Genomic DNA, 21,091 nt, shown 5'->3' on the forward strand with positions numbered 1-21,091 from the left:
GACACTCAGAACAGGAAATCCTCTGACTGCATGACCAGCTCCGCCTGCCCTTGCAAACGGAGGATGCCGGTGCCGAGATCCAACAACAGATCCGCACCGCTGCGCGTTATCAAAATGTCCGAGACCCGCTCCACCGTCTGCAGCAGGCGCAGATCCAACAGATCTTCGCCCGAGGTAAAATCCAGGATCAGATCTGCCCCATTTTGATGTTCAAAAACAAATACATCCGAACCACTCCCCCCGCTCAACGTATCATTGCCAAACCCGCCCCACAGCCAATCCCGACCCAGACCTCCATCCAACACATCATGTCCGCGCTGTCCCCAGAGACGGTCATTGCCACGTTCCCCATACAGCTGGTCTGAATCGCGCCCGCCCCGCACGACGTCATAGCCGAAGCCGCTCCTGATAATATCCCGCCCGGCATTGCCATGGAGCACATCACGGCCTCTGCCCCCAAACAGGCTGTCATTTCCTACCCCACCCCACAGCGTATCTTCGCCCAAATGCCCCCGTAAAACATCATCGCCAATCACACCTCTGAGCTGATCTGCCCCAAACCCGCCCATCAGCGTGTCGCGACCATTGCCCCCTTTCAGCGTATCTGCACCCCGATTGCCAAACAGCCAATCATCTCCGGTTGCCCCCAGGATCAGATCGGTCCCATCCCCCCCCACTAGACGATCGCCTCCGGCACCACCTTCCAGCCGATCATTGCCTGCCCTTCCTTGGAGCCGGTCCGGCCCCGCCCCCCCGCGCAAAGTGTCATGGCCCGCGCCCCCCTGCAGCAGGTCAGCCCCCTCTCCTCCCTCCAACAGAATGTCTTCAGGCGCAGGCTCAGCAGGCACATCATGGCCCGGCAATGTCTCCCCCGGCGGCAGCCGGTCGGGCTGCTGCCAGCCCAATGGCCACAGATCGCTCAGGCTCAGGCGGCTGCTGTCATGGCTTTGCACTCTGAGCTCAAGATCGCGCCAGTTGAGCGTAATGCCATCGTGGCGCGTCTCCACCCCCAGCTGGGATATCGACCTCAGCCCCTTAAGCAGGCTCAGATCCAGCTGATCACGCCCGGCTTCAAAATCAACCACCACCACCCGGCTGCGGTCTTTCGCCACGATATCAGGCTCTATGACAAAGATATCCGCGCCCAAACCGCCCTCAAGCTGCTGTGCCGCGCCCGTCGCCACCAGCATATCATCGCCCGCACGCCCCTGCAGATGCGCGCCCTGCCCCTGCGCCAGCAACAGATCATCACCGGCGCTGCCCAAAAGATCGCGCCCCTCCAGCACCTCCCCGAGCTGAGAACGTTCCAGGGTGTACTGCGCCAGCCCTTCGCCCGCTTCAGAGCTGACAAAGATACGAAGATGCCCCGCCTCCAGCGACAGCGCGATATCGGTGACATTATAAAGCCCCGCGCCGCCCTCAAGACGGCTGACATGCACAAGCTGGCCACCAGGCAAAAGCCGCAGCAGTTCCAGCCCCGCATCTGCGCCCGCCGCAATCACCAGCACATGGCCATCCACCTCGACCACCTCCAGCGCCGAGATCTGGCCAAAGCGGCTGGCGCGGGTGTCCAGCAAATGATCCGCAAGCCTCAGCGCGCCATCGCGCCCTACCGCCACCAGGCTAAGCGAACTGCTGCCCGCCGCCCCCAACAGCACCCAGTTCTGATCATGAGCCGCAAACATCTTCAGCACGCTGGGCTGGGCAATGCTCAGCCCGTCGCCTGCATCAAGCCCTGCAAGCGGGGTCAGACCATTGGCGCGATAGCTGCGCAGCCCGGTGGCCGTTGCCATCACCAGAATATCCTCAAACTGCTGCAACAGCACGCCGCCCTCATAGGCAGCGGTATCGCCCTGGCGCGTCAGCGCCGTGGCGCGCGCGCCTTCAATCTGCCAGCCGCGCAGCGTGCCATCCGCCAGGGCAAACACCCGATTGCCCGCCGTGTTCAGCGCGCTCAGGACCTCATTCCCCGGCAGCGCCCAGTGATGCACCGTCCCCTCGGGCGACACCCCGCGCAGCGCACCACGACTGCCCGACAGCAGCAGCACCTCGCCAAACAGCGCCCCCGCCCCAACCGCAAGCGGCGACAGCCCATGGGGCGCTGCGTCCAGCTCCCGCAGCGACGCGCTGTCATAGCGGCGCAGCCCAGAACGCTCCACCACCCAAAGCTCGCCTTCGGGCGACTGCACAAGATCCACCACCCCACGCGCGCGGCCAAAGCCCTGTGTAAACCTGATCTCCATTATGCCATCGCCCTGAAATTGCCCGATTTACACAGGCTGAAGCTGTGCAACGGTGCTGATCAGAGCAAGATTGCGGCAAAATGGTGAAGATTGTTTTCAATCTAACAACAATCGGTCGCAATTATGCCGTGCTTTGATCTGGTTTTGCTCCAGATGCATCATGGTGCAACGGCAGTTTCCCCTCTGTTTTCAGACCCTTGGAACAGGTGTTGCCAGGGGGGCGTACGCCCCGTTAGCACCCTGTTGAACCGCAACTGTCAGGCTCAGGCGGAATTTGTTTTGCAGCCTTTCAGGAGCCCGCTCATGTCTGATCTTTCGCCCCGCCTTGATCTGCCTTTCATCCTGCCCGCACAGGCGCAAAAACATGTGACCCACAATGCCGCGCTCAGCCGTCTGGATGCGCTGGTGCAGCTGGTGGTGCAGGCCCGCGATGCAGACACCCCGCCAGAGCCCCCCGTTCCCGGTGAAATCTACGCGCTTGGTGCTGCGCCGGCCGGGGACTGGGCCGGGCACGGCGATGATCTGGCGCTCTGGCAAGACAGCGGCTGGCTGTTTCTCACCCCGCGTCCGGGCTGGCAGCTGTGGGATCTTGAGAGCCAGCAGATGTATATCTGGGACGCAGGCTGGCAGCCGCTGCCGTGCCAGCGCACGCCGCAAATGGGGGTAAATACCGCAGCAGATGGGCTAAACCGGCTGTCGGTGGCATCCGAGGCGACGCTGTTCAGCCACACAGGCGCGGGTCATCAGATGAAACTCAACAAAGCCAGCAGCACCGACACCAGTAGCCTGCTGTTTCAGACCGGTTTCAGCAGCCGCGCCGAGCTTGGCCTTGCGGGCAGCGATGATCTCAGCCTGAAGCTCAGCACCGACGGCAGCAATTTTTCTGACGCGCTGGTGTTTTCTGATCGCGCAAATGCGCCGCGTCTCACCCTCAGCCAGCCAGAGGCCAGCGGTGATCTTTTGCGCATCGACGCAGCAGGTCAGGCAAGGTTTCGCCTTACCGCGGGCGGCGATGGTCTGGCGGCCGGCAGCTGGCAATCAGGCGGCGCCGATTATGCGGAGTTTTTTGAATGGTGCGATGGCAACCCAAAGGGCGAAGACCGGCGCGGCATTTCGGTGGTTCTGGAAGGTGAAAAGATCCGCCCCGCCCGTATGGATGAATGCCCCATCGGGGTGATTTCCAGCCATCCCGCGCTGCTTGGGGATGCAGATATCAACCATTGGCCCGGCAAATACCTGCGCGATGCCTATGGCAGCCCAACAGATGTGATTGCGCCAGAATTTGACCCTAACAAGGCCTATATCCCCCGCGCCGCGCGCCCAGAATGGGCAATGGTCGGGCTTTTGGGCAAGCTCACATTGCGCGCAGATCAGCCCAAAGACCCCCGCTGGCATCGACTAGCCCCCGCCAAAGACGGGCTGGAACGCTGGCTGCTGCGCTAGCGCGGCCCCTTCCCACATACGACATAGCACCCCCTCAGAACTGAGCCCCTGAATTCGCCCATAATTCACGCGTTGTGTTCAAACTTGAGACTTGTATGGGAAACAGCCACATGCTCTAAGAAATCCGTAGTACTGCCGTGGTAGAACACACGCAAAACATTGCAAGTCGCAGAATAAAAAGTGAGATATTACATATGCTTGACCCTAGGCATCGCAACGTTTTTCATAACACGTCCTCACTCGATGAATTTGTCGACGCTTATATACAAGATTTCTCCCGTGGCCTGAAAGCAGTTGATGTCGCCGCACTTGCACAGGCAATCACCGCGATCCAGACCGCAATTGACAACGGCAAGCGGCTCTATGTTGTCGGAAATGGTGGTTCCGCTGCCATCGCCGATCACCTGGTGTGCGATTTTGCCAAGGGCACCGACACCGAAGGGCACCCGGCCCTGGCTGTTCAGTCTCTGGCGAGCGCCCCTGCGCTGATCAGCGCGCTTGCCAATGATTTTGGCCTTGAACATGTCTTTGCAAAACAGGTCGGATATTTCTGCCAGCCACAGGATGTGCTGATTGCGATTTCATCTTCCGGCAACAGCGCCAATATCATCAACGCCGTCACAGAAGCCAAAAGCCGGGACGTGGCCGTTGTTGGCCTGTCCGGGTTTGCTGGTGGCAAGCTGGCAGAACTGGCAGATATCCCGCTGTATGTGCCCGTAGACAATTATGCCGTGGTCGAAGATTGCCACCAGTCTCTGATGCATGTCATCACCTTGGTCATCGCCCGGCGCCGCGAAGGGACACTGGGCTGGTGAGCCTCGCGCCGAAGGATGTAACAGCCGTCTTCCTTGTTGGAGGAAAAGGCACACGCCTTGGGCTTGGCGATATTCCCAAACCCATGGTGGACATGCAGGGCATACCGCTGTTGCAGCGGATGGTCACGCACCTGGCCGATCAGGGCGTGCGGCGGTTTTTGATGCTGGCAGGCCATGGAGCCTCTTATATTGAGGCACATTTCGCCAAACATGCCCCCAAAGGCACCACGGTCGACATCGTCGTCGAAACCGCCCCTTTGGGAACCGCAGGCAGTTTCACCCAGCTACGAGAGCACCTCGACCAGCCGTTTCTGGTGGTTTATGGGGATGTATTGTTTGAAACGGACATCGCACGCTTCCTTGCTTTTGCAAGTGAAAAAGGGGGGGCAGGCACGCTCTACGTGCATCCAAATGATCACCCCGAAGACAGCGATCTGGTGGATGTGGACGACGATGGTCTGGTGCGTGCCTTTATTGCCAAACCCCATCAGAACCCCGATTGCGGCAATCTGGTCAATGCCGCCTTCTATCTTTTTGATCCGGTGATCCTGTCATATCTGCCTGATCAGACCACCGAAGTGATCGATTGGGGGCGTGACATCCTGCCTGGCATCACCGCCAAGGGGGCACATCAACTGTTCGCCTATCGTGGGAGCGAATATCTCAAGGATATCGGCACCCCAAAGCGGATTGAACGCGGGCGGCGCGATTTTGCGGCAGGGACGGTCGCGGCCCGCAGCTACCAGCATCTGCAACGTGCTATCTTCTTTGACCGGGATGGGGTTTTGAACCGGGAAATTGATGGCGTATTCAAACCCGACATGCTGGATTTGATCCCCGGTGCCGGACAGGCATTGTACAAAGTCAACAAAAGCGGCCTCTTGGCCATTGGTGTGACCAACCAGCCCGCCATCGCCAAAGGCTTCATGTCCTTTGAAGATCTGCGCCAGGTTCACAATCGACTGGACTGGGCATTGGCCGAAGAGGGCGGCGGGTATTTGGATGATCTGCTGTATTGCCCCCACCACCCTGAGCGCGGGTTCGCGGGGGAGCGCGAGGAACTGAAGATCACCTGTGAGTGCCGCAAACCTGCCCCCGGCATGCTGCAGACGGCCGCTGACCGTCACAATATCGACCTCACCCGGTCCTGGATGATCGGCGATCACGCCCGTGACATCGAGGCGGGGCTTGCCGCAGGCTGTCGCTGCATTGTTGTGGGCGGTGCCCAGCATCCTCAAGCCGAAAGCGCAACCACGGTTGTTGAAGCCGTAAGCATGATCCTGACGAAAGAAGGGCTGGCCCCATGATTATCACCCGTACCCCCCTGCGCGTCAGCTTTGTTGGCGGCGGCACCGATTTGGCATCGTTTTACCGTCGCTCTCCCGGTGCGGTAGTCTCTATGGCGGTGAATAAATATTTCTACCTGACCATGCATCCGCATTTTGCCCAAAAGGGTTTTTTGCTGAAATATTCCGAGACTGAGCATCCGGAAACCGCGGCCCAGATCAAACACCGGATTATCCAGGCCGTGTTTCAGCGCTACGGAGTGGAAAACGCTGATTTCTCATCTGCTGCGGATGTGCCCGCAGGCACCGGCATGGGATCATCTTCCAGCTTTACCGTCAGCTTGCTGCAACTGGTACACACCAGCCAGCACCGCTATATCTCGCAGCGGGCTCTGGCCAAGGAAGCCTGTGAGATCGAGATCGATGTGCTTGGGGAGCCAATCGGCAAACAGGACCAATACGGGGCTGCCATAGGCGGGCTCAAACTCATTCAGTTCAACACCGATGACAGTGTCGAAGTGCAGCCGATCCACCTGCGTCAGGAAGAGCGCCGCAAGCTGGAAAACAACCTGATCCTGTTTTACCTGGGAAACCAGCGCAGCGCCTCCGCCATTCTGGCCAAGCAAAACGAGGCAACCGCCACCCAGGAGGACGTGTTCCGATCGCTGGAAAACATGGCCGCACAGGCGCATCAGTTGAAGCAGGACATCGCCACTGATGTGGATTGTCTGGGGCATTATCTGCGCGAGGGCTGGGCGCTCAAGAAATCGCTTTCCAGTGCAATTTCCAACCCGCTGATTGACGAGGCCTATGAGGCGGCCATGGCCGCAGGTGCGCTTGGTGGTAAGCTGCTGGGGGCCGGTGCTGGTGGTTTTCTGCTCACCTATTGCCCGCAAAACAAGCAAGCAGGCCTGCTAGAAAAGCTGTCTCACCTGCCCGCCCACCATCTGAAAATCGATAATTCCGGCAGCACCGTCATATTTGACGATCGCTAATACCTCTCTTTGCCAACGAAATGAGCACCATGTCCAGGCCTTCCTCTTGCGTTGATGTCAGCATCATCATTCCTTCTTATAACTCCGAACCTTTCCTAAAGCGCTCGGTGTTGTCTTGTTTGACCCAGACAGGGATCAGCCTGGAGGTAATTTTAGTCGATGATGAGGGCAAGGATTTCACCCGTGATATCCTTGAAGCCATCCAGCGTGACAACCCGGACGCGCCGCTCAAGACCATCTATCGCCCCGGCGGCATGGGCCAGGCCACCGCACGCAACGAAGGTCTAAAAGCAGCACAAGGGCGTTATATTGCGCTTTTGGACAGCGATGATGCCTTCTGCGCCAATGATGTTCTCGCCCGCTGGGTCGCCGAAGCGGATGCCGCAGACCTCGATATGTCGGTGGCACGGTTTTACAATGTCTCCCCCGCCATGGCACGCCGCCAGTCCCGCCGCATCAACCTGGCCCCCGGCGAAATCCACAGTGTGGCCAGCGCACCAGAACTGGTGAATGTAGTCAGCTGCTGGCAAATCCTCTATCGCCGCAGCTTTTTGGAAGAAAATGAGGTCATTTTCTCACCCCGGCTCAAACAGCGCGAAGACCGTTTGTTTGTCATCGAAGCCTTCCTCAAAGCGCAGAAAATCGCCACAAGCAATCTGTTTGTGGTGGACCATTTCAATGTGGCCAATTCCTCGTTCAAACAGATCGATGCGGGGCAGCTGCAGCAATATGTGCAGCACCTGACAGAGTTGAACGCAGCCTTTGCTGCCGCCCGCAAGCAAGACCGCTCCAGCACTGTTTTTGAACGCGCCAATGCGATCATCTATCTGCGGCAGCTGGATGAATATTGGGCGGGCATCTGTCGCCGCCTGTCCCGTTATCCCCGGCATCGGGCCCTGGTCGAACACTATTTTGCTGCCCTGCGCACCATGGTGGAGGATCTGCCAAAGCTCTATGATGATACGGTGCTGGACACCGGTGCCCAGGATGGTTTCTTACGCGAAGCCCGTATGGACATCCTGCGCCTCGCGCTGAAAAACGGTGACAATGATCTGCTTGTTGACCTGCTGCGCCAGCCCAAACTCCCATTGGATCGGATGGCAGAGCTGCGCCATGTGGACGACAGCAGCGAAGAAATCCTGACACGTGTCTGGTCTTTCCGCCGCAAAGCCCCCGGCCAAGCTGGCGCCGAAGCTCCCGCCCCACTGCAAGATCTGGTCAAGAAAGTCATCCTGCACACCGGGTTGCCCAAGACCGGCACCTCAACCCTGCAGCAGGTTCTGGAACGCAATCGCTTTGCCCTGATGGAAGCGGGCGTACACTACCCGCTGTTTGGCACCAATCGGGAATTCAGCATCCGCCGCGATCGCACCCCTGGGCATGCGGTATTGGTGCATTCCATCCTGAATGACGAAGAAAACCTGCAACAGGGTCTCGCCGCCGAGGTGCAACAGGCCGCCCGTATTGCTGGACGCCCGATCGACACGCTGGTTCTCTCAGCGGAGAATATCGTCTCTCCCCGGTTTTGGACCAATGGTGCGGAATTTGCCAAGTTGGCCGCCTTTTTTGAAGGCATTGAGCTGGAAGTTGTCTGCGTCCTGCGTCACCCAGAAAGCTGGCTGAGCTCGCTTTATGTCGAGATGTGCGGCAACCCCTGGAACCAGTTCTCCAACACGCTCAGCGATCTGGCTGCAGATCTTGACGCACGCGGCCTGTTTGACGGCCAAGCCATTACCGACACGCTGCAAGCCCCCGAACAGGTGAGCCAACTGCACATCGGCTGTTTTGAGACCATTCGCCAGACCGGCGGGATCGAACCCTGGTTCTTTGAGATCATGGGCATCTCCAATGCCGGTTTTGCCCCAGTCCCTGCGAGCCTGACAAACCAGTCTCAGACCCCGTTGCAAGCCGCCGTATTGCGTGGGCTGAAACGGACCAAGGGGCTCGACCGCGAGGCGCTCACCACAGCATTCCAAAACGTTGATACCGATGCGGAACTGGCGGCAGACAAAGGGCTGACCCGGCAAATGGCTGCGGGTCTCAAACAGTTCCGCCAGAGCCATGCAGCGCAGATCGCTGCTTATGAAGCGCGTTTCGGCACAACATCCGGCGGCGAACGTCCTGTCAGCCCTGCGGATATGGAACAGTTGCTCGACCACCAGCTTGCCGCATTGCAGCTGACCCCGGAACCGGAGCTGGTTGCAAAGACCACCACCGACTTTTTGCAGGGGCTGGACAAGGCCTACCGGAAGTCAAACCATGACAGGATCTTGTTCATCACCCGCGAAGACCGGGGGCTTTGTGTGGGGGCCACTTTGCAGCCCGACGAAGTCGCAACAGATCTGAAGATCATAGCATCATCGGGGGCGCTGCCCCAGCCGCTGCTACAGTGGGAAGGACAAGCTCTGACTTTGGTGGATCCGAGCCTCCTCGCTCAGCTCTGGGCCGATGGCGAGCGGGAAATCGAGCTGGAACTGCCCACAAATCAGCGTGTAGGACGCCGCCCGTTCCGCATCATACAGCTGAAGATTGACAACTCCTATTGGCTTGTACCACCAAAGTTTATGGAATTTTTGCAGGGAAATGCCCTGAAGAACCGTTGGGAGTAACCCTGCTATGATCAAAGCAATTCTTGACGAGCGGGCGAGCCTCCTCTTTCAGGCTAGGAAAGGTGGTATCGGGGCTGAAATCGGGGTCCATGAAGGCGGGTTTTCCAAACGCATTTTACAATATGCGCAACCCGAGAAGCTTTATTTGATCGACCCATGGCAATACCAACCTGATCTGGAGGGCAGCCTTTATGGCGGCAGCGGCCTCAATCAAGAGATTCTGGATGCTCGATATGCACAGGTCCAGAAACGCTTCGCCAAGCAATGCACCAGCGGACGGGTCAACCTGTTGCGCATGGACAGCCTCGCAGCCTTAGCGCATGTGGAAGACAACAGTTTGGATTTTGTCTATATCGATGGCGATCACCGTTACCCTGCCGTCAGAGCAGACCTGAATGGCTGGTTCAACAAAGTCAAACCCGGGGGCCATATCATGGTAGATGATTACCGCTCCACTGGCTGGTGGGGCACGGATGTTATCCGGGCCTGCAATGAATTTCTGATCGAGCGCCCCGTTGAGCTCGACACGAAAATCGGCAGCCAGATCGCTTTTAAAAAGCACAATCACACGACGCCGTGATATGTCTCGCTATTGTGGCACAGAGATGATCCCTCTTCGCTCTCTGGTCACGGATATGTATGAATAATATAAAATATGCGCCCCCCTTCTTCCAAGGCCAGGTCCGATGAAAAGCAAAGCTTCCCCAGACGTTTCCCCTTCTCTGCTGCACAGTTTGGCTGCCGCCCTGGAACAGGCTGCTGATCCTTTTGCCGTTGAAAACGCACGGCTTATCGCACTGTCTGATGCGGTGACGGCAACCACCACCCCCACCGCCCGCCATCGCCTGTCGGATGGGATCTGGCTGGATTATGAAAACGACAAAGGGGTGCAGACCCGCATCGCCCCGGTCACGGACGGGCTGCAGCTGACGCTGGACACACGCGGCGAGAGCCGTTGGTATACGTTTTCTTATGCGCTCAATATCGACAGCCTGCGCCAGGGGCGCTATCTGGGCCAGCTCATCAAAACCTCCGGCCCCGGCAACGCGCGGTTCCGCATCTGCCTGCGCTATATTTTCCCGGATGGGTTCCGTGATGTTTTTGCCCGCAATATTGTGGTGCGCACCGGCGGCGCACAGGAAGACCTGATCACGCTGCAGCTGGATCCGGACCTGTTGCAACAAGCCAGGTCTGCCGAAATTCTGTTCTTCTTCGAAGGTCAAAGCTTTGATATCACGCTCAACGCTGTTGAAGCGCTGCTGATCTGAGGCCCATATGATGTCGCCGCGATACAGCCTGGTCATTCCCGCCTACAATGACGCCTCCGGACTGGCCCGCACATTGCGCTATTTTGAAACCTGCAGCGCAGCGGTTGAAATCCTGCTGGTGGATGATGGCTCCGAAGACAATACCGCCGAGGTGGTGGAACAGGCCCGCCTGCCCGCTTCGGTCACGCTTGAGTATCACCGTCAGCCCCACAATCAGGGCCCTGCGGCCGCGCGCAATCTTGGCATTGAAAATGCCCGCGCGGATCGGCTGCTGTTTCTAGATGCAGATGATATTTTGACCCCCAATATCTTTGCGCTGCTTGATCAGGTGGACCTTCGCCAGGATTTCATCCTGTTCAAGCACCATCTCGCCACCCGCAAGGATCAGATCCACAGCTACAATATGCATCTGGCGGACCGGCAGTTCTTCAGCAATCTGGCGCGCGGTGGCTACCCGGCCGAGAGCCTGCGTCTCAAGGATTGTCCCGAGGCCGCTGGCACGGTGAATTTCCCTTGGAACAAGCTCTATCGGCGGGACTTCCTGCTGGAGCAGGAGATCCGCTTTCCCGATTACCGCATGCATGAAGACATTCTGTTTCACTGGCAGTGCTTCCTGCGCTGCGGTGATTTTGCGGTGCTGAACTGGGCGCCCCCGCTGCTGACCCATTTTGAGCTGCCCGCCGCAGGACGGGCCACCCACTATGTGGGTGAAAAGCGCCTGGCGGTGGTCGATCTGCTGGCCCAGGTTGAAGACGAGCTGTTGCGCCATCCCGACGCGCTCAGCTTAGAGCCTGTTTTTGCCGAATTCTGCGAGGAAATCTTCACCTGGATGATCACCACGCTGAAACAGGATGAGGCAGGCAACAGCTGGACCCAGCGCTATCAGGACGCAGCCGAACGCTTCTGGTCCAACTCCAAAATTGCGCCACCAGAGCAGCCTCAAGACGAGACGGGGGACGAAGCATGGTAACAGTCAGCGCGATCCTCACCAGTTATAATGTTGAACCCTATATCGCCACGGCGATGCAATCGGTGATTGATGCCGGTTTTGAGGCACTCGAGCTCATTGTGGTGGACGATGGCTCCACCGATGCCACTCGGCAGGTGGCCGATTGCATCGGACAGATGGCAGATCCAAACAAGGTCCACTACAAGCCGATCTTTTTTGCGCAAAACACCATTGGCGGAGTGGCCTGCGCCGCCAATGCAGGGCTGGATCACGCCAGCGGTGATATTATCATCATGGTGGATGGTGATGATTGGGTAGAGCCACAGGCGCTGGCACAGGCGGTACAGCAGCTGGCCCAGAGCCGTGCCGATTTCATCGTTTGCGGCTGTCAGGAATATTGGAACAACACCGGCTCTTATACCCGCTACCCCGAAGCCCATATCTGGGCACAGGCCGCGCGCGAAGCGGATAAGACCACACGCCAGCAGCTGTTGCTGCAGATGGCTCCGTTTCCCTGGCGCAAGATCTATCGCCGCGCCTTCCTGGAGCGCCACAAGATCCGCTTCCCGGTGGGCGATTATTTTTTTGAAGACAACCCGTTTCACTGGGAAACCACGCTGCGCGCGGAGCAGTTCATTTTATTTGACGCCATCACCCATACCCATCGCATGGCACGGCAGGGCCAGACCGTCACCAGCATGGGGGTGAAACCGCTGCAGATCTTTGATCATGCCAGAACCATTGCGCAGACCCTGGACGCGACGCAACAGGATGCAACCTTTGATGCGGCTTATTTTCGTTGGCTGGCCGATCACGTGCTCTGGTGTGGTCGCTATGTCTCGCCGCATGGGCTCAACCGCCTGTTCGATCAGGCCACTGCCGCATTTGCCCCCTATCCGCAGGATCGGTTCTTTGAATATCTGGAACACAAAGACCGTAGCTGGGCCGAGATCACACAGCTCACCGCGCTGAAACTCAACGACCGTCTGGGTTTTTTGAACGCCTTAAAACCAAAAGAGAGCTCAAAGGCAGACAAATGAAGCGGCTGATTTTGCACATTGGCTTCAACAAAACCGGGTCAACCTCTATTCAAACCGATCTTGTTTTGAATGCAGACGCGCTGCAGGCGCAGGGCGTATTATATCCCAATGATGCCAGTGCACCCTATATGCAACGGGTGCAGCATCTGCCTCTGGCTACAGCCATGTCAGAACGCCGGATTACGTGGATGGCGCCAAAGAAGCGTGCCACATTGGATCAGGCTTATCCAAGCTTGCATGCGGCGCTGAAACAACAGCAGTTTGAGACCCTGCTCCTGTCCTCAGAAAGCTTTGGCGGTCTGGATATGACGCCTCAGAACATCAGCTGGATCAAAGACCAATTCGCCGACTACCATACCACGATTCTGGCTTATATCCGCCGCCAGGACCAGTATTTCCTCTCCAGATACCAGCAAGATATAAAAAACGGTGGGACCAATCGGTTTGAATTTTGCGCCCATACAAAACGGCGACAGCTCGATTTTGCCCACAGGCTGGCACCCTGGCGCAAAATCTTTGGCGCAGACCGGGTGATCGTGCGCCCCTTTGCTCCGGCACTCTGGCATGAAGGCGTGCTGCTTTATGATTTTCTCTCTGCTCTGGGGCTGGAGTATCGCGGACTGCAGCTGAGCCCTCCCGTGAATGAGGGGCTGGACTACCGCGTAGTGGAACTGTTGCGCCGCGCCAATGAGCTGGAGCTGCCCCAGCAATGCTGGCTCAGGCTGTGCCGCGGGCTGAAAGATATCATGCCTGCGGACTTCAGCCCGCGCAAAATGCAGCTCTCCAGCACCGACAGCGAGACCCTGCGCCAGTATTATCGCAACAGCAATATCCGCGCTCTGGAAGGGAGCGGGATTGATGTGGATCTCTTTTTCCCCGCGCCCGACCCCGGGTGCGCCGCCTGCCTGCCGCCCGCCGAGCTGCCTGAACAGCTGCTGTTTGAGCTGGTCACCGCGCTGGCACAGCCCAATATATTAGGGTCTTCCGACCCAGAGAACAGACAGTAATGGTTATGAAAACAGTTTTTTTACACATCGGATTTTACAAAACCGGGTCCACCAGCCTACAGCACAATCTGGCCATGAACAAAACCGCGTTGGCTCAGCAGGGGATTTTCTACCCGTATAACCCGCGCGCGCCCTATACCCAGCGCTGGCAGCATGCACCTTTGGCGGCGGCGCTGCCCGGGCGCACATTAAGCTGGCTGTTGCCGGACAAGGCCAAAACATTGGACCGTGCCTATGATCGCTTGTTTGCCGATTTCGCCAACAGCGGCTGCAACACGCTGGTGCTCTCTTCCGAGGCGTTTTGCGACGCCACTGTGAAACATGATCAGGTCGCGTGGCTGCAACAACAGCTTGCCGATTTCAACGTCATCCCGATCGCCTATATTCGACGTCAGGACAGCTATATCCTGTCGACCTATCAAGAAATGGTCAAATCCGGCCGCGCCGCACCGCTGGATTTCAAAGCCTTCCCCAATGCAAGTCGCCTGCATTTTGCCCATAGGCTCGCCCCGTGGCGCGAGGTGTTTGGCAAAGACAATGTTATCGTGCGCCCCTTCCTGCCCGCGCTCTGGCACAAAGGCGAGCCGCTCTATGATTTTCTGCCCCTCATTGGCGCATCTGCCGAGGGGATGGAGCTCATGCCGCCCCAAAATGAAGGTCTGGACTATCGCAGCGTTGAGCTGCTGCGGCGTCTCAATAAGAACAGCAAGATCAAGCGCCAGCAGCAATCGGGGCTGGTGCGATTGGCCAATCAGGCAGATGCCTATTTCAAAGACCATGGCGGCAAGCTGAAAATGCAGCTCTCCACGGTACAGGCAGAAGAGCTGAGGCTGTATTTCCGCGAAGAAAACGCCAAAGCATTGGCGGGCACAGATTGCAGTGTCGACCTGTTTTTCCCCCCGGTGCCTGAAGGGCAGACAGAGCGTATCCGACCCACAGAGCTGCCTGAGGATCTGCTGCTGGAGCTGCTGTGGCATCAGGCCCCCGAGGCGCTGCTGGGCCGCAAACCCCAGGCGACAAAACCTGCGGGGAAAACATCGTCCTAATTGGTCGCCCCGCATAGGGGCGCAATACATTCAGAGCTTAACCCGCAGGTTAGGCTCTGAAACTCACCTCCTGAATCCCGTTCAGATCCTCTTGTAATCAAAGGTCTCAAAATCGCGCGCATAGAATGTGTTCAGCGCCGCAATGGCCTTTGTGCCCAATCGTTCCGCGTCATAACCGCTGTCATAGCGATCACTGGTCCGGTTGGCCTTATTGCTGAACATATCCGGCAACCAGCCTTCCACCGGAGTGCCACGCAATGCGCTGTGGTCCTCTAGATGGAACACATGGTCGACCCAGCGACGCCCGTCGATATTGGCAAAATTGCACTGCAAGCGAAAATGCACCAGCTTGTGCTCATTTTCCACATCATGGGTTTTCAGCGCGCTCAGGGCAAACCGGGCTGCCACCGCATAAAACACATCCGGCTCATCGATAATGGCCTGGCGCATGAAATGTGTGCCCAATTTCAAATGCTGCGACACCGCAGACATGAAACGCTGATAGGGGTCGCGCACAAAGGTGAACTTCACATAGCCCTGCACCTCCTCAAACGCTTTTGGGAAAAAGCGCCGCATCTGAAACGGGGTGATATGTGCCATGTCCAAAATCTTGCCAGCCGGGTTCACCGGACGCCATTCAAAGAACAGGTTGTCGCGCGTATCATATTTCAACAGCGTATTGTGGCAGCTCATGCCGCCACATTTAGGGTTGTGCACAAAGACAAATTTTTCGCTGTCTGAGACAATCATCAGTCTCTCCTAAACGGGTTCAACAAAAAACGCAGGCGCAGCTTCGCCCTGTTTCAGCGCCGCTTCAAAGCCGCGGGCGGTATCCAGCGCTTCGCGGATGGTCACATCCATATCAAGATAGCGGTAGGTGCCCAGACGGCCGACAAATGTGACCCCCTTCGCCTGTTGCGCCAGCGCCACATAATCGGCAAGCTGGGCTTTTTCTTTCACCTGGCGAATGGGGTAGTAGGGAATGTCATCAGGCGTGGCCGCGCGGGAAAATTCGCGGTAACACACCGAGCCCTCATGGCTTTCCCAGGGGGAGAAATGCTTGTGTTCGGTGATGCGGGTATGGGGCACGCTTTCTTCGCCGTAATTCATCACCGCGCAGCCCTGATAGTCGCCATCAAATTCAAAGCGTTCAAAATCAAGGGTGCGATAGCCCAACCGCCCCAGCTCATAGTTGAAATAGCCATCCAGCGGCCCGGAATAGAACACATGATCGTATTCCTCGCCCATGGACCGGTCAAAAACAGTCTCTAACTTGACGGTAATGCCCGGGTGGTCGAGAATTTTTTCCACCATCTGGGTATAGCCATTTTCCGGCATGCCCTGATATTTGTGGAAGAAATAATTGTCGTCGTAGTTGAACCGCACCGGCAGGCGTTTCAGGATCGAGGCTGGCAGTTCCGAAGGGTGCATGCCCCATTGTTTGATGGTGTAGCCTTTGAAAAACGCTTCATAGAGATCGCGCCCCACAAAGCGCATTGCCTGCTCTTCAAAGGTCTGCGGATCCTCGATCGAGGTGTCGGCCTGTTCTTCCGTAATGAAAGCGCGCGCTTCATCGGGGCGCAGGGTTTTGCCAAAGAACTGATTGATCGTATGCAGGTTGATCGGCAAGGAAAACACGCCGCGGTCGCCATTTGGATCCAGCGAGGTGGTTTTGACCCGGTTTTTATAGGGCATAAACGTCTCAAACCGGTTCACATAGTCCCAGACTTCCGCATCATCGGTGTGGAAAATATGCGGCCCGTAGACATGCACATTGACGCCGGTCTTTTCATCGCGCTCGGTATGGCAGTTGCCGCCGACATGATCGCGCGCATCCAGCACAGTGATCTCATGGCCTGCTTCCGCCAGATGCCGTCCGATCACAGCACCAGACAAGCCGGCCCCAACCATCAAAAGCTTTTGGGAGATCATCAAGTAAGTCCTTCTTCGAAACGCGCCTGCGCGCAGCATTGGTGACACAGGTTGAGCACATATGCGAGCTGCTGGATAGAGCATGTTTTTCACGCCCCGCAGTTGGCCTTTTGGCCTCCTGTTGCGGCGGCGCAGTCACCGCCTTAAAGATTCTGAGCACAACATCGTTTCAACCTTAAACATATGTTGCGTATGTGACATGTCTGCCAAAGTGCCACAAGTGTGCGCCAAAGGGTTCCGCCATCCTGGACGGACGGCTGAAACCGGTACAGCTGCCTGAAGATCGAAAAAAGAACAGCCCCCATGGACGTTACCGGCCCCGGCAGTTTTCAGCACGCAAGCCTGCAGCGCCACTTGATCCTTCAACCGGATCGCTTAAAAGTGCACCCAGTACTTATGAGATCATGGGATATGGGTTCTCTTGATCCAATGGGCATCTGGTAAACATGCACGTGGGTGACGCGTATCTTGACGTAATATCGTTCCGGATCAATCGGTCCGATACGATTGCAATACCATATCGACCTCACAGAGGCTGTGGTTTTAAAAACGCCGATCAGATACAAAAAAGTAACGAATAAACAGTCGACTGCCCAATTGATCACACAACAGAATCTTACGCATTTAAGGACACAGGACATGACGAACACCCCCAGCAACGCAGGTGAATTCGATGTTGGCATCTTGGGCTGGTGGTACGGTAAGAACTACGGCTCGATCCTGACCTACTACGGCCTCAACCGGGCAGTGGAAAACCTGGGCTACAAGGCGCTGATGGTGCATGAACCGCTGGGCTACAATGGCTACCGGGTCAAATGGCCCAAAGACATCCTGTCGATGAAATTTGCCGACAGGGTCGGCTATAGCTACACCGATCAGATCCACTACAGCGAACTGTCGCAGCTGAACGCAAAGGTCGACACCTTCCTGCTGGGAAGCGACCAGCTGTGGAATCCGCTGATCGGACGGGTCAACGGTGATCTGTTCCTGGATTTTGCAGCAGATGACAAACGTCGGGTTGCCTATGCCACCTCCTTTGGCAACCGCAACAACACAAAATTCAAGCCGGATTTCATTGCCAAACATCGCCCCAACCTGCAGCAGTTCACTGCAATCTCGGTACGGGAAAAATACGCCATCAACACCGCTCGCGATGTGTTCAATGTTGACGCCACCCAGACCGTTGATCCTGTATTCCTGCTAGAGCGCGAACATTACGAAGCGCTGGCAGATCGCGCCACGGTGCGCCAGTCGGGCGAATATCTCGCAGTTTTCTATCTAGACCCTGATCCGGACAAAAAAGCCACCGTACGCACGGTGGCCAAAAAGCTTGGCTTTAAAAAGATCCTCATCATCCCCAATCCGGATGAAGGGCGTGCCAAAACAGAAGAGCTGTTTCACGAGCCCGAATTCGACATTCTGGCCGAAGATGCGCCGGAGAACTTCCTGGAAGCCTATCGCAAGGCCAGCTACGTCATCACCGACAGCTTTCACGGCACCGCCTTTGCGGTCATCTTCCAAAAGCCCTTCTCGTCGATCTACAATACCAAACGCGGGATCGACCGATTCAAATCGCTGCTGGGCGCGCTTGGCTTCGACGAGCGCCGCCGCATCTATGCCGGTGACAGTCAGGAAAGGGTGGATGCCAATAAATTCATCTCCCGCAAGATCAATTTCACCGCCGCCAACCGCTATCTCACCGAGGGACGCCAACAGTCTCTGAGCTGGCTGAAAACCGCCCTGTCTACGCCCGCACAGCATAAGGTAAAAACCGTGGCGGCCAAAACGGTTCATGCGGCAGGCCAGATAACAGCGCCCAAAGCGGCTGCCATTGCACCACCGCGGCCGATTGAACCCAATACGGACGGGGTGTTCGGCCGCCATACCGGAGCGTTGGGGCAGACGGCAGCACTGCCCCAACAGCGGCTGCGGTTCCAAAGCAACAGCCCTGCATGGAAAATAGTCAACCTGCCCCGCGGCACTTTGCTGGGGCTGCCCAAGCCCGGCGCGGCAGTGCGCGGCAATCACATCTTTTGCGACTTGCCGCAAAAGCTGCACAAAGGGGCGGCCTACCGGCTTATCATCCGCTGGCGGCTGCGCACCCGGGGCACGGCCGTCAACCTGCACATCCGCAACCCCAAGACCGAGCGCTTCCAGGTCATCGGGTCTGCGGCGCTGCGCGACACCAAAGCCTCCTGGCGCATAGACACATTTGATTTTGTGGCCAAATTCGCAGACTGCAGCCAGTTCATGCTGGGGGCAGTGCATTTCGGTGGTCGCCTGGCCGGAGCTCTGATCGATACGATTTCGCTGCAAGAGCTCACCACCGAGGACATCACCGGCCTGCCCCTGAGCACAGGCTCTGGCCCGGCGCAGGTCTCCAAAAGCCTGGCGCTTGATGATCACGCCCGTTTTGCCGCCAGCCTGGCGCAGAACAGTTCGGCCAAAAACAAAAAAGGCGCCCGCGCCCGGATCATGTTTCATGCCCATGCGATCGAAAAAGGGCTGAGCCACTCCAACTTCCGTGCCGGCTTTGGCAAGATCTCAGTGCCTGCCCTGGCCCGCGAAATGAACGGCTGGCTCAAACATGGCCGTGATCCGCAGGATATTTTCTTCCAGACCGGGGCGGCAGTCATGCAAAGCTATCATCGCCGCCATGAGAGCCTAAAAAGCGACATTTCCCATTTCTGGTCGCAGTTTTCCCCAAAAGTGCAGGACTATATCCTGCATGCGGACAGCCGAACCGGTGGCGTGATGGAAGCCGCTGCACCACGCGAAGATCAGCGGACCTCATCAGACAGCCGCAGCTTCCTGGATGTGGTCAATGGGCGGCGCAGCGTGCGCGAATTCACCAACACCCCCGTCACCGATGCGCAAATCGAAGCTGCGGTTCAGATCGCCATGCAGGCCCCTTCTGTGTGCAACCGTCAGGGCGCACGGGTGCATCAGTTCGACGATCCCAAAGCCATCAAGGCGGCACTGAACATCCAGGGCGGATTTGGTGGCTATAAGATGCCCCCCCGCCTGTTGCTGGTGACTGTGGATCTCAATGCCTTCCTGTTTGCAGCAGAACGCAACCAGCCCTATGTGGATGGCGGCCTGTTCATGATGACCTTGCTGCTGGGGCTCGAAGAGGTTGGGCTCGCCGGCTGCAGCCTCAACACCGCGATGAACACAGAACGCGCAGGTAAAATCCGCAAGCTGCTCAATATCCCCGCAAACGAAGTGTTCATCTCTTTCATTGCCGTCGGCCATTATGATTCCGATGTGCTCACACCGCGCTCCAAGCGAATTTCCATGGGTGAGGTGCTCAAACGCCATGGACAGGAAAAGAAACTGACGCCCGCTCGCTAAATGAGCCCCCGTCCGGTGGTCACCATCGGGCGGGGTTTTGCCCAGCTTCCCCCTGTCCTGCACACCATAGCAGAGCCTAAACAGCGTAATTACGCATCTTATTTCAGTCATGCTCCAACAACAGGCCTTTTCATGATCACCTTGCAGAACTTCCTGGCCCCCGACCCGGCCATCTGTACAGAATCCCAGCTGTACCACCGCGAAGCGGGCACCGTCGGCCTGTCTTATGATAGCGGCACCTATGTGATCCCCCGTTCCTCGCGGCTGTCTTTTGATACCTATTTCAACCTGTTCAATCTCGACAGCTGGCGTCATTGCCAGCTGGATGGTCTGTTTGTCGAACTCAGCGGACAAGGCGAAGTGGAGCTGCAGATCACCCATGCCGCACCGGGGCATTCCTATGAGGTGATCCACCGGCAGGTGACCACCTTACAGTCTGATGCCCCCTACCAGCTTGATCTCAGCCATCTGCTGGAGACCGCGCATGGGGTGGTTTTTGTGTCTCTCACGGCCATAGGTGATCGCGTGGTGCTGGAGCGCGCCCGTTTTGCCACCCGGAGCCTGCCGGAGCGCGTGCTGCCCGAACTCACCGTCTCCATCACCACCTTTCGCCGCGAAACAGCCGTGCGCGCAACCGTTGAACGCCTCGAAGCCTTTCTAGAGGAGTTTCCCTTTGCCGATCACATCCGGGTGCAGGTGGTCGACAATGGCGAAAGCGCCAATATCCAGCCTTCCTCCCATGTGACCCCCTACCCTAACCGCAACCTCGGCGGTGCCGGAGGTTTTGCCCGCGGCCTGCTGGAAGCCGAAGAGGCAGGCGCCAGCCATTGTCTGTTCATGGATGATGATGCCTCCTTTCACATGGAAAACATCGCCCGGACCTATATGGTGCTGGCCCTGGCGCGGGATCCCAAAACCGCCATTGCCGGTGCCATGATCAACAGCCAGGACAAATGGGCCCTGTGGGAAAACGGTGCCTGGTTTGACGGCGTGTGCCACCCGATCGCCAATGGCACCGATCTGCGCAACCACCGCGCCCTCATTCAAATGCAGTTTGACAGTGTCGCGCCGCAGCCCGACACGCTCTATGGCGGCTGGTGGTTC

The 21,091-nt window shown here is 57.5% G+C and carries 15 protein-coding genes and 1 pseudogene; 13 read left to right on the forward strand and 3 right to left on the reverse strand.

All coding sequences use genetic code 11. From position 1 onward, the window contains the following. Positions 1-5: 5 nt before the first annotated feature. Positions 6-2,243 (reverse strand): calcium-binding protein, encoded by a 2,238-nt coding sequence (locus GG681_RS16070; protein ID WP_153549055.1) that lies wholly within the window; start codon positions 2,241-2,243, stop codon positions 6-8. Positions 2,244-2,546: 303 nt separating this feature from the next. Between GG681_RS16070 and GG681_RS16075 the strand changes: the two genes are divergently transcribed. From GG681_RS16075 to GG681_RS16125, 11 genes are all read left to right on the forward strand, one after another. Then, positions 2,547-3,686: a peptidase G2 autoproteolytic cleavage domain-containing protein gene (locus tag GG681_RS16075; RefSeq protein WP_153549056.1), complete on the forward strand. Its 1,140-nt coding sequence runs from the start codon at positions 2,547-2,549 to the stop codon at positions 3,684-3,686. A gap of 194 nt (positions 3,687-3,880) precedes the next feature. After that, a complete protein-coding gene (locus GG681_RS16080; protein WP_153549057.1) occupies positions 3,881-4,501 on the forward strand; it encodes a D-sedoheptulose-7-phosphate isomerase in 621 nt (206 codons plus the stop codon). Beyond that, positions 4,498-5,808 carry an HAD-IIIA family hydrolase gene (locus GG681_RS16085; protein WP_194287208.1) on the forward strand — a complete coding sequence of 437 codons (1,311 nt, stop codon included), beginning with the start codon at positions 4,498-4,500 and terminating at the stop codon, positions 5,806-5,808. The genes GG681_RS16080 and GG681_RS16085 overlap by 4 nt, the downstream gene beginning before the upstream one ends. Further along, on the forward strand, positions 5,805-6,782 hold the full coding sequence (locus GG681_RS16090; protein WP_153549059.1) for a GHMP family kinase ATP-binding protein: 978 nt from the start codon (positions 5,805-5,807) through the stop codon (positions 6,780-6,782). The genes GG681_RS16085 and GG681_RS16090 overlap by 4 nt, the downstream gene beginning before the upstream one ends. 29 nt (positions 6,783-6,811) lie before the next feature. After that, a complete protein-coding gene (locus GG681_RS16095) occupies positions 6,812-9,391 on the forward strand; it encodes a glycosyltransferase family 2 protein (protein ID WP_194287209.1) in 2,580 nt (859 codons plus the stop codon). Between the two features lie 7 nt (positions 9,392-9,398). Further along, positions 9,399-9,971, forward strand: a complete 573-nt coding sequence (locus tag GG681_RS16100; protein ID WP_153549061.1) for a class I SAM-dependent methyltransferase — start codon at positions 9,399-9,401, stop codon at positions 9,969-9,971. Between the two features lie 106 nt (positions 9,972-10,077). Next, the gene (locus GG681_RS16105; protein ID WP_153549062.1) at positions 10,078-10,659 is read left to right on the forward strand and encodes a hypothetical protein; all 582 of its coding nucleotides are present in this window, start codon (positions 10,078-10,080) and stop codon (positions 10,657-10,659) included. 7 nt (positions 10,660-10,666) lie between these two features. Then, complete coding sequence (locus tag GG681_RS16110) at positions 10,667-11,629, forward strand: glycosyltransferase family 2 protein (RefSeq protein ID WP_153549063.1); 963 nt, start codon at positions 10,667-10,669, stop codon at positions 11,627-11,629. After that, positions 11,623-12,648, forward strand: a complete 1,026-nt coding sequence (locus tag GG681_RS16115; RefSeq protein ID WP_153549064.1) for a glycosyltransferase family 2 protein — start codon at positions 11,623-11,625, stop codon at positions 12,646-12,648. Before GG681_RS16110 ends, GG681_RS16115 begins: the two co-directional genes overlap by 7 nt. Then, positions 12,645-13,655 carry a hypothetical protein gene (locus GG681_RS16120; protein ID WP_153549065.1) on the forward strand — a complete coding sequence of 337 codons (1,011 nt, stop codon included), beginning with the start codon at positions 12,645-12,647 and terminating at the stop codon, positions 13,653-13,655. Before GG681_RS16115 ends, GG681_RS16120 begins: the two co-directional genes overlap by 4 nt. A gap of 5 nt (positions 13,656-13,660) precedes the next feature. Next, positions 13,661-14,701: a hypothetical protein gene (locus GG681_RS16125; protein WP_194287210.1), complete on the forward strand. Its 1,041-nt coding sequence runs from the start codon at positions 13,661-13,663 to the stop codon at positions 14,699-14,701. 81 nt (positions 14,702-14,782) lie between these two features. On the opposite strand, the gene GG681_RS16130 is transcribed toward GG681_RS16125, so the two are convergent. Both GG681_RS16130 and glf read right to left on the reverse strand, forming a co-directional pair. Then, a complete protein-coding gene (locus tag GG681_RS16130; protein WP_153549067.1) occupies positions 14,783-15,451 on the reverse strand; it encodes a sulfotransferase family 2 domain-containing protein in 669 nt (222 codons plus the stop codon). Positions 15,452-15,460: 9 nt separating this feature from the next. Continuing rightward, positions 15,461-16,633: a UDP-galactopyranose mutase gene (glf, locus tag GG681_RS16135; protein ID WP_194287211.1), complete on the reverse strand. Its 1,173-nt coding sequence runs from the start codon at positions 16,631-16,633 to the stop codon at positions 15,461-15,463. A 639-nt stretch (positions 16,634-17,272) separates the two neighbouring features. Between glf and GG681_RS16140 the strand changes: the two genes are divergently transcribed. Together GG681_RS16140 and GG681_RS16145 are read left to right on the forward strand one after the other, a co-directional pair. Further along, complete coding sequence (locus GG681_RS16140) at positions 17,273-19,987, forward strand: polysaccharide pyruvyl transferase family protein (RefSeq protein WP_153549068.1); 2,715 nt, start codon at positions 17,273-17,275, stop codon at positions 19,985-19,987. Between the two features lie 132 nt (positions 19,988-20,119). Then, positions 20,120-21,091, forward strand: a pseudogene (locus GG681_RS16145) (glycosyltransferase); the annotation flags it as partial.

Origin of the sequence: Tritonibacter aquimaris, from assembly GCF_009617595.1 — a bacterium.
In the GTDB taxonomy this organism is placed as follows: Bacteria; Pseudomonadota; Alphaproteobacteria; order Rhodobacterales; family Rhodobacteraceae; genus Epibacterium; species Epibacterium aquimaris.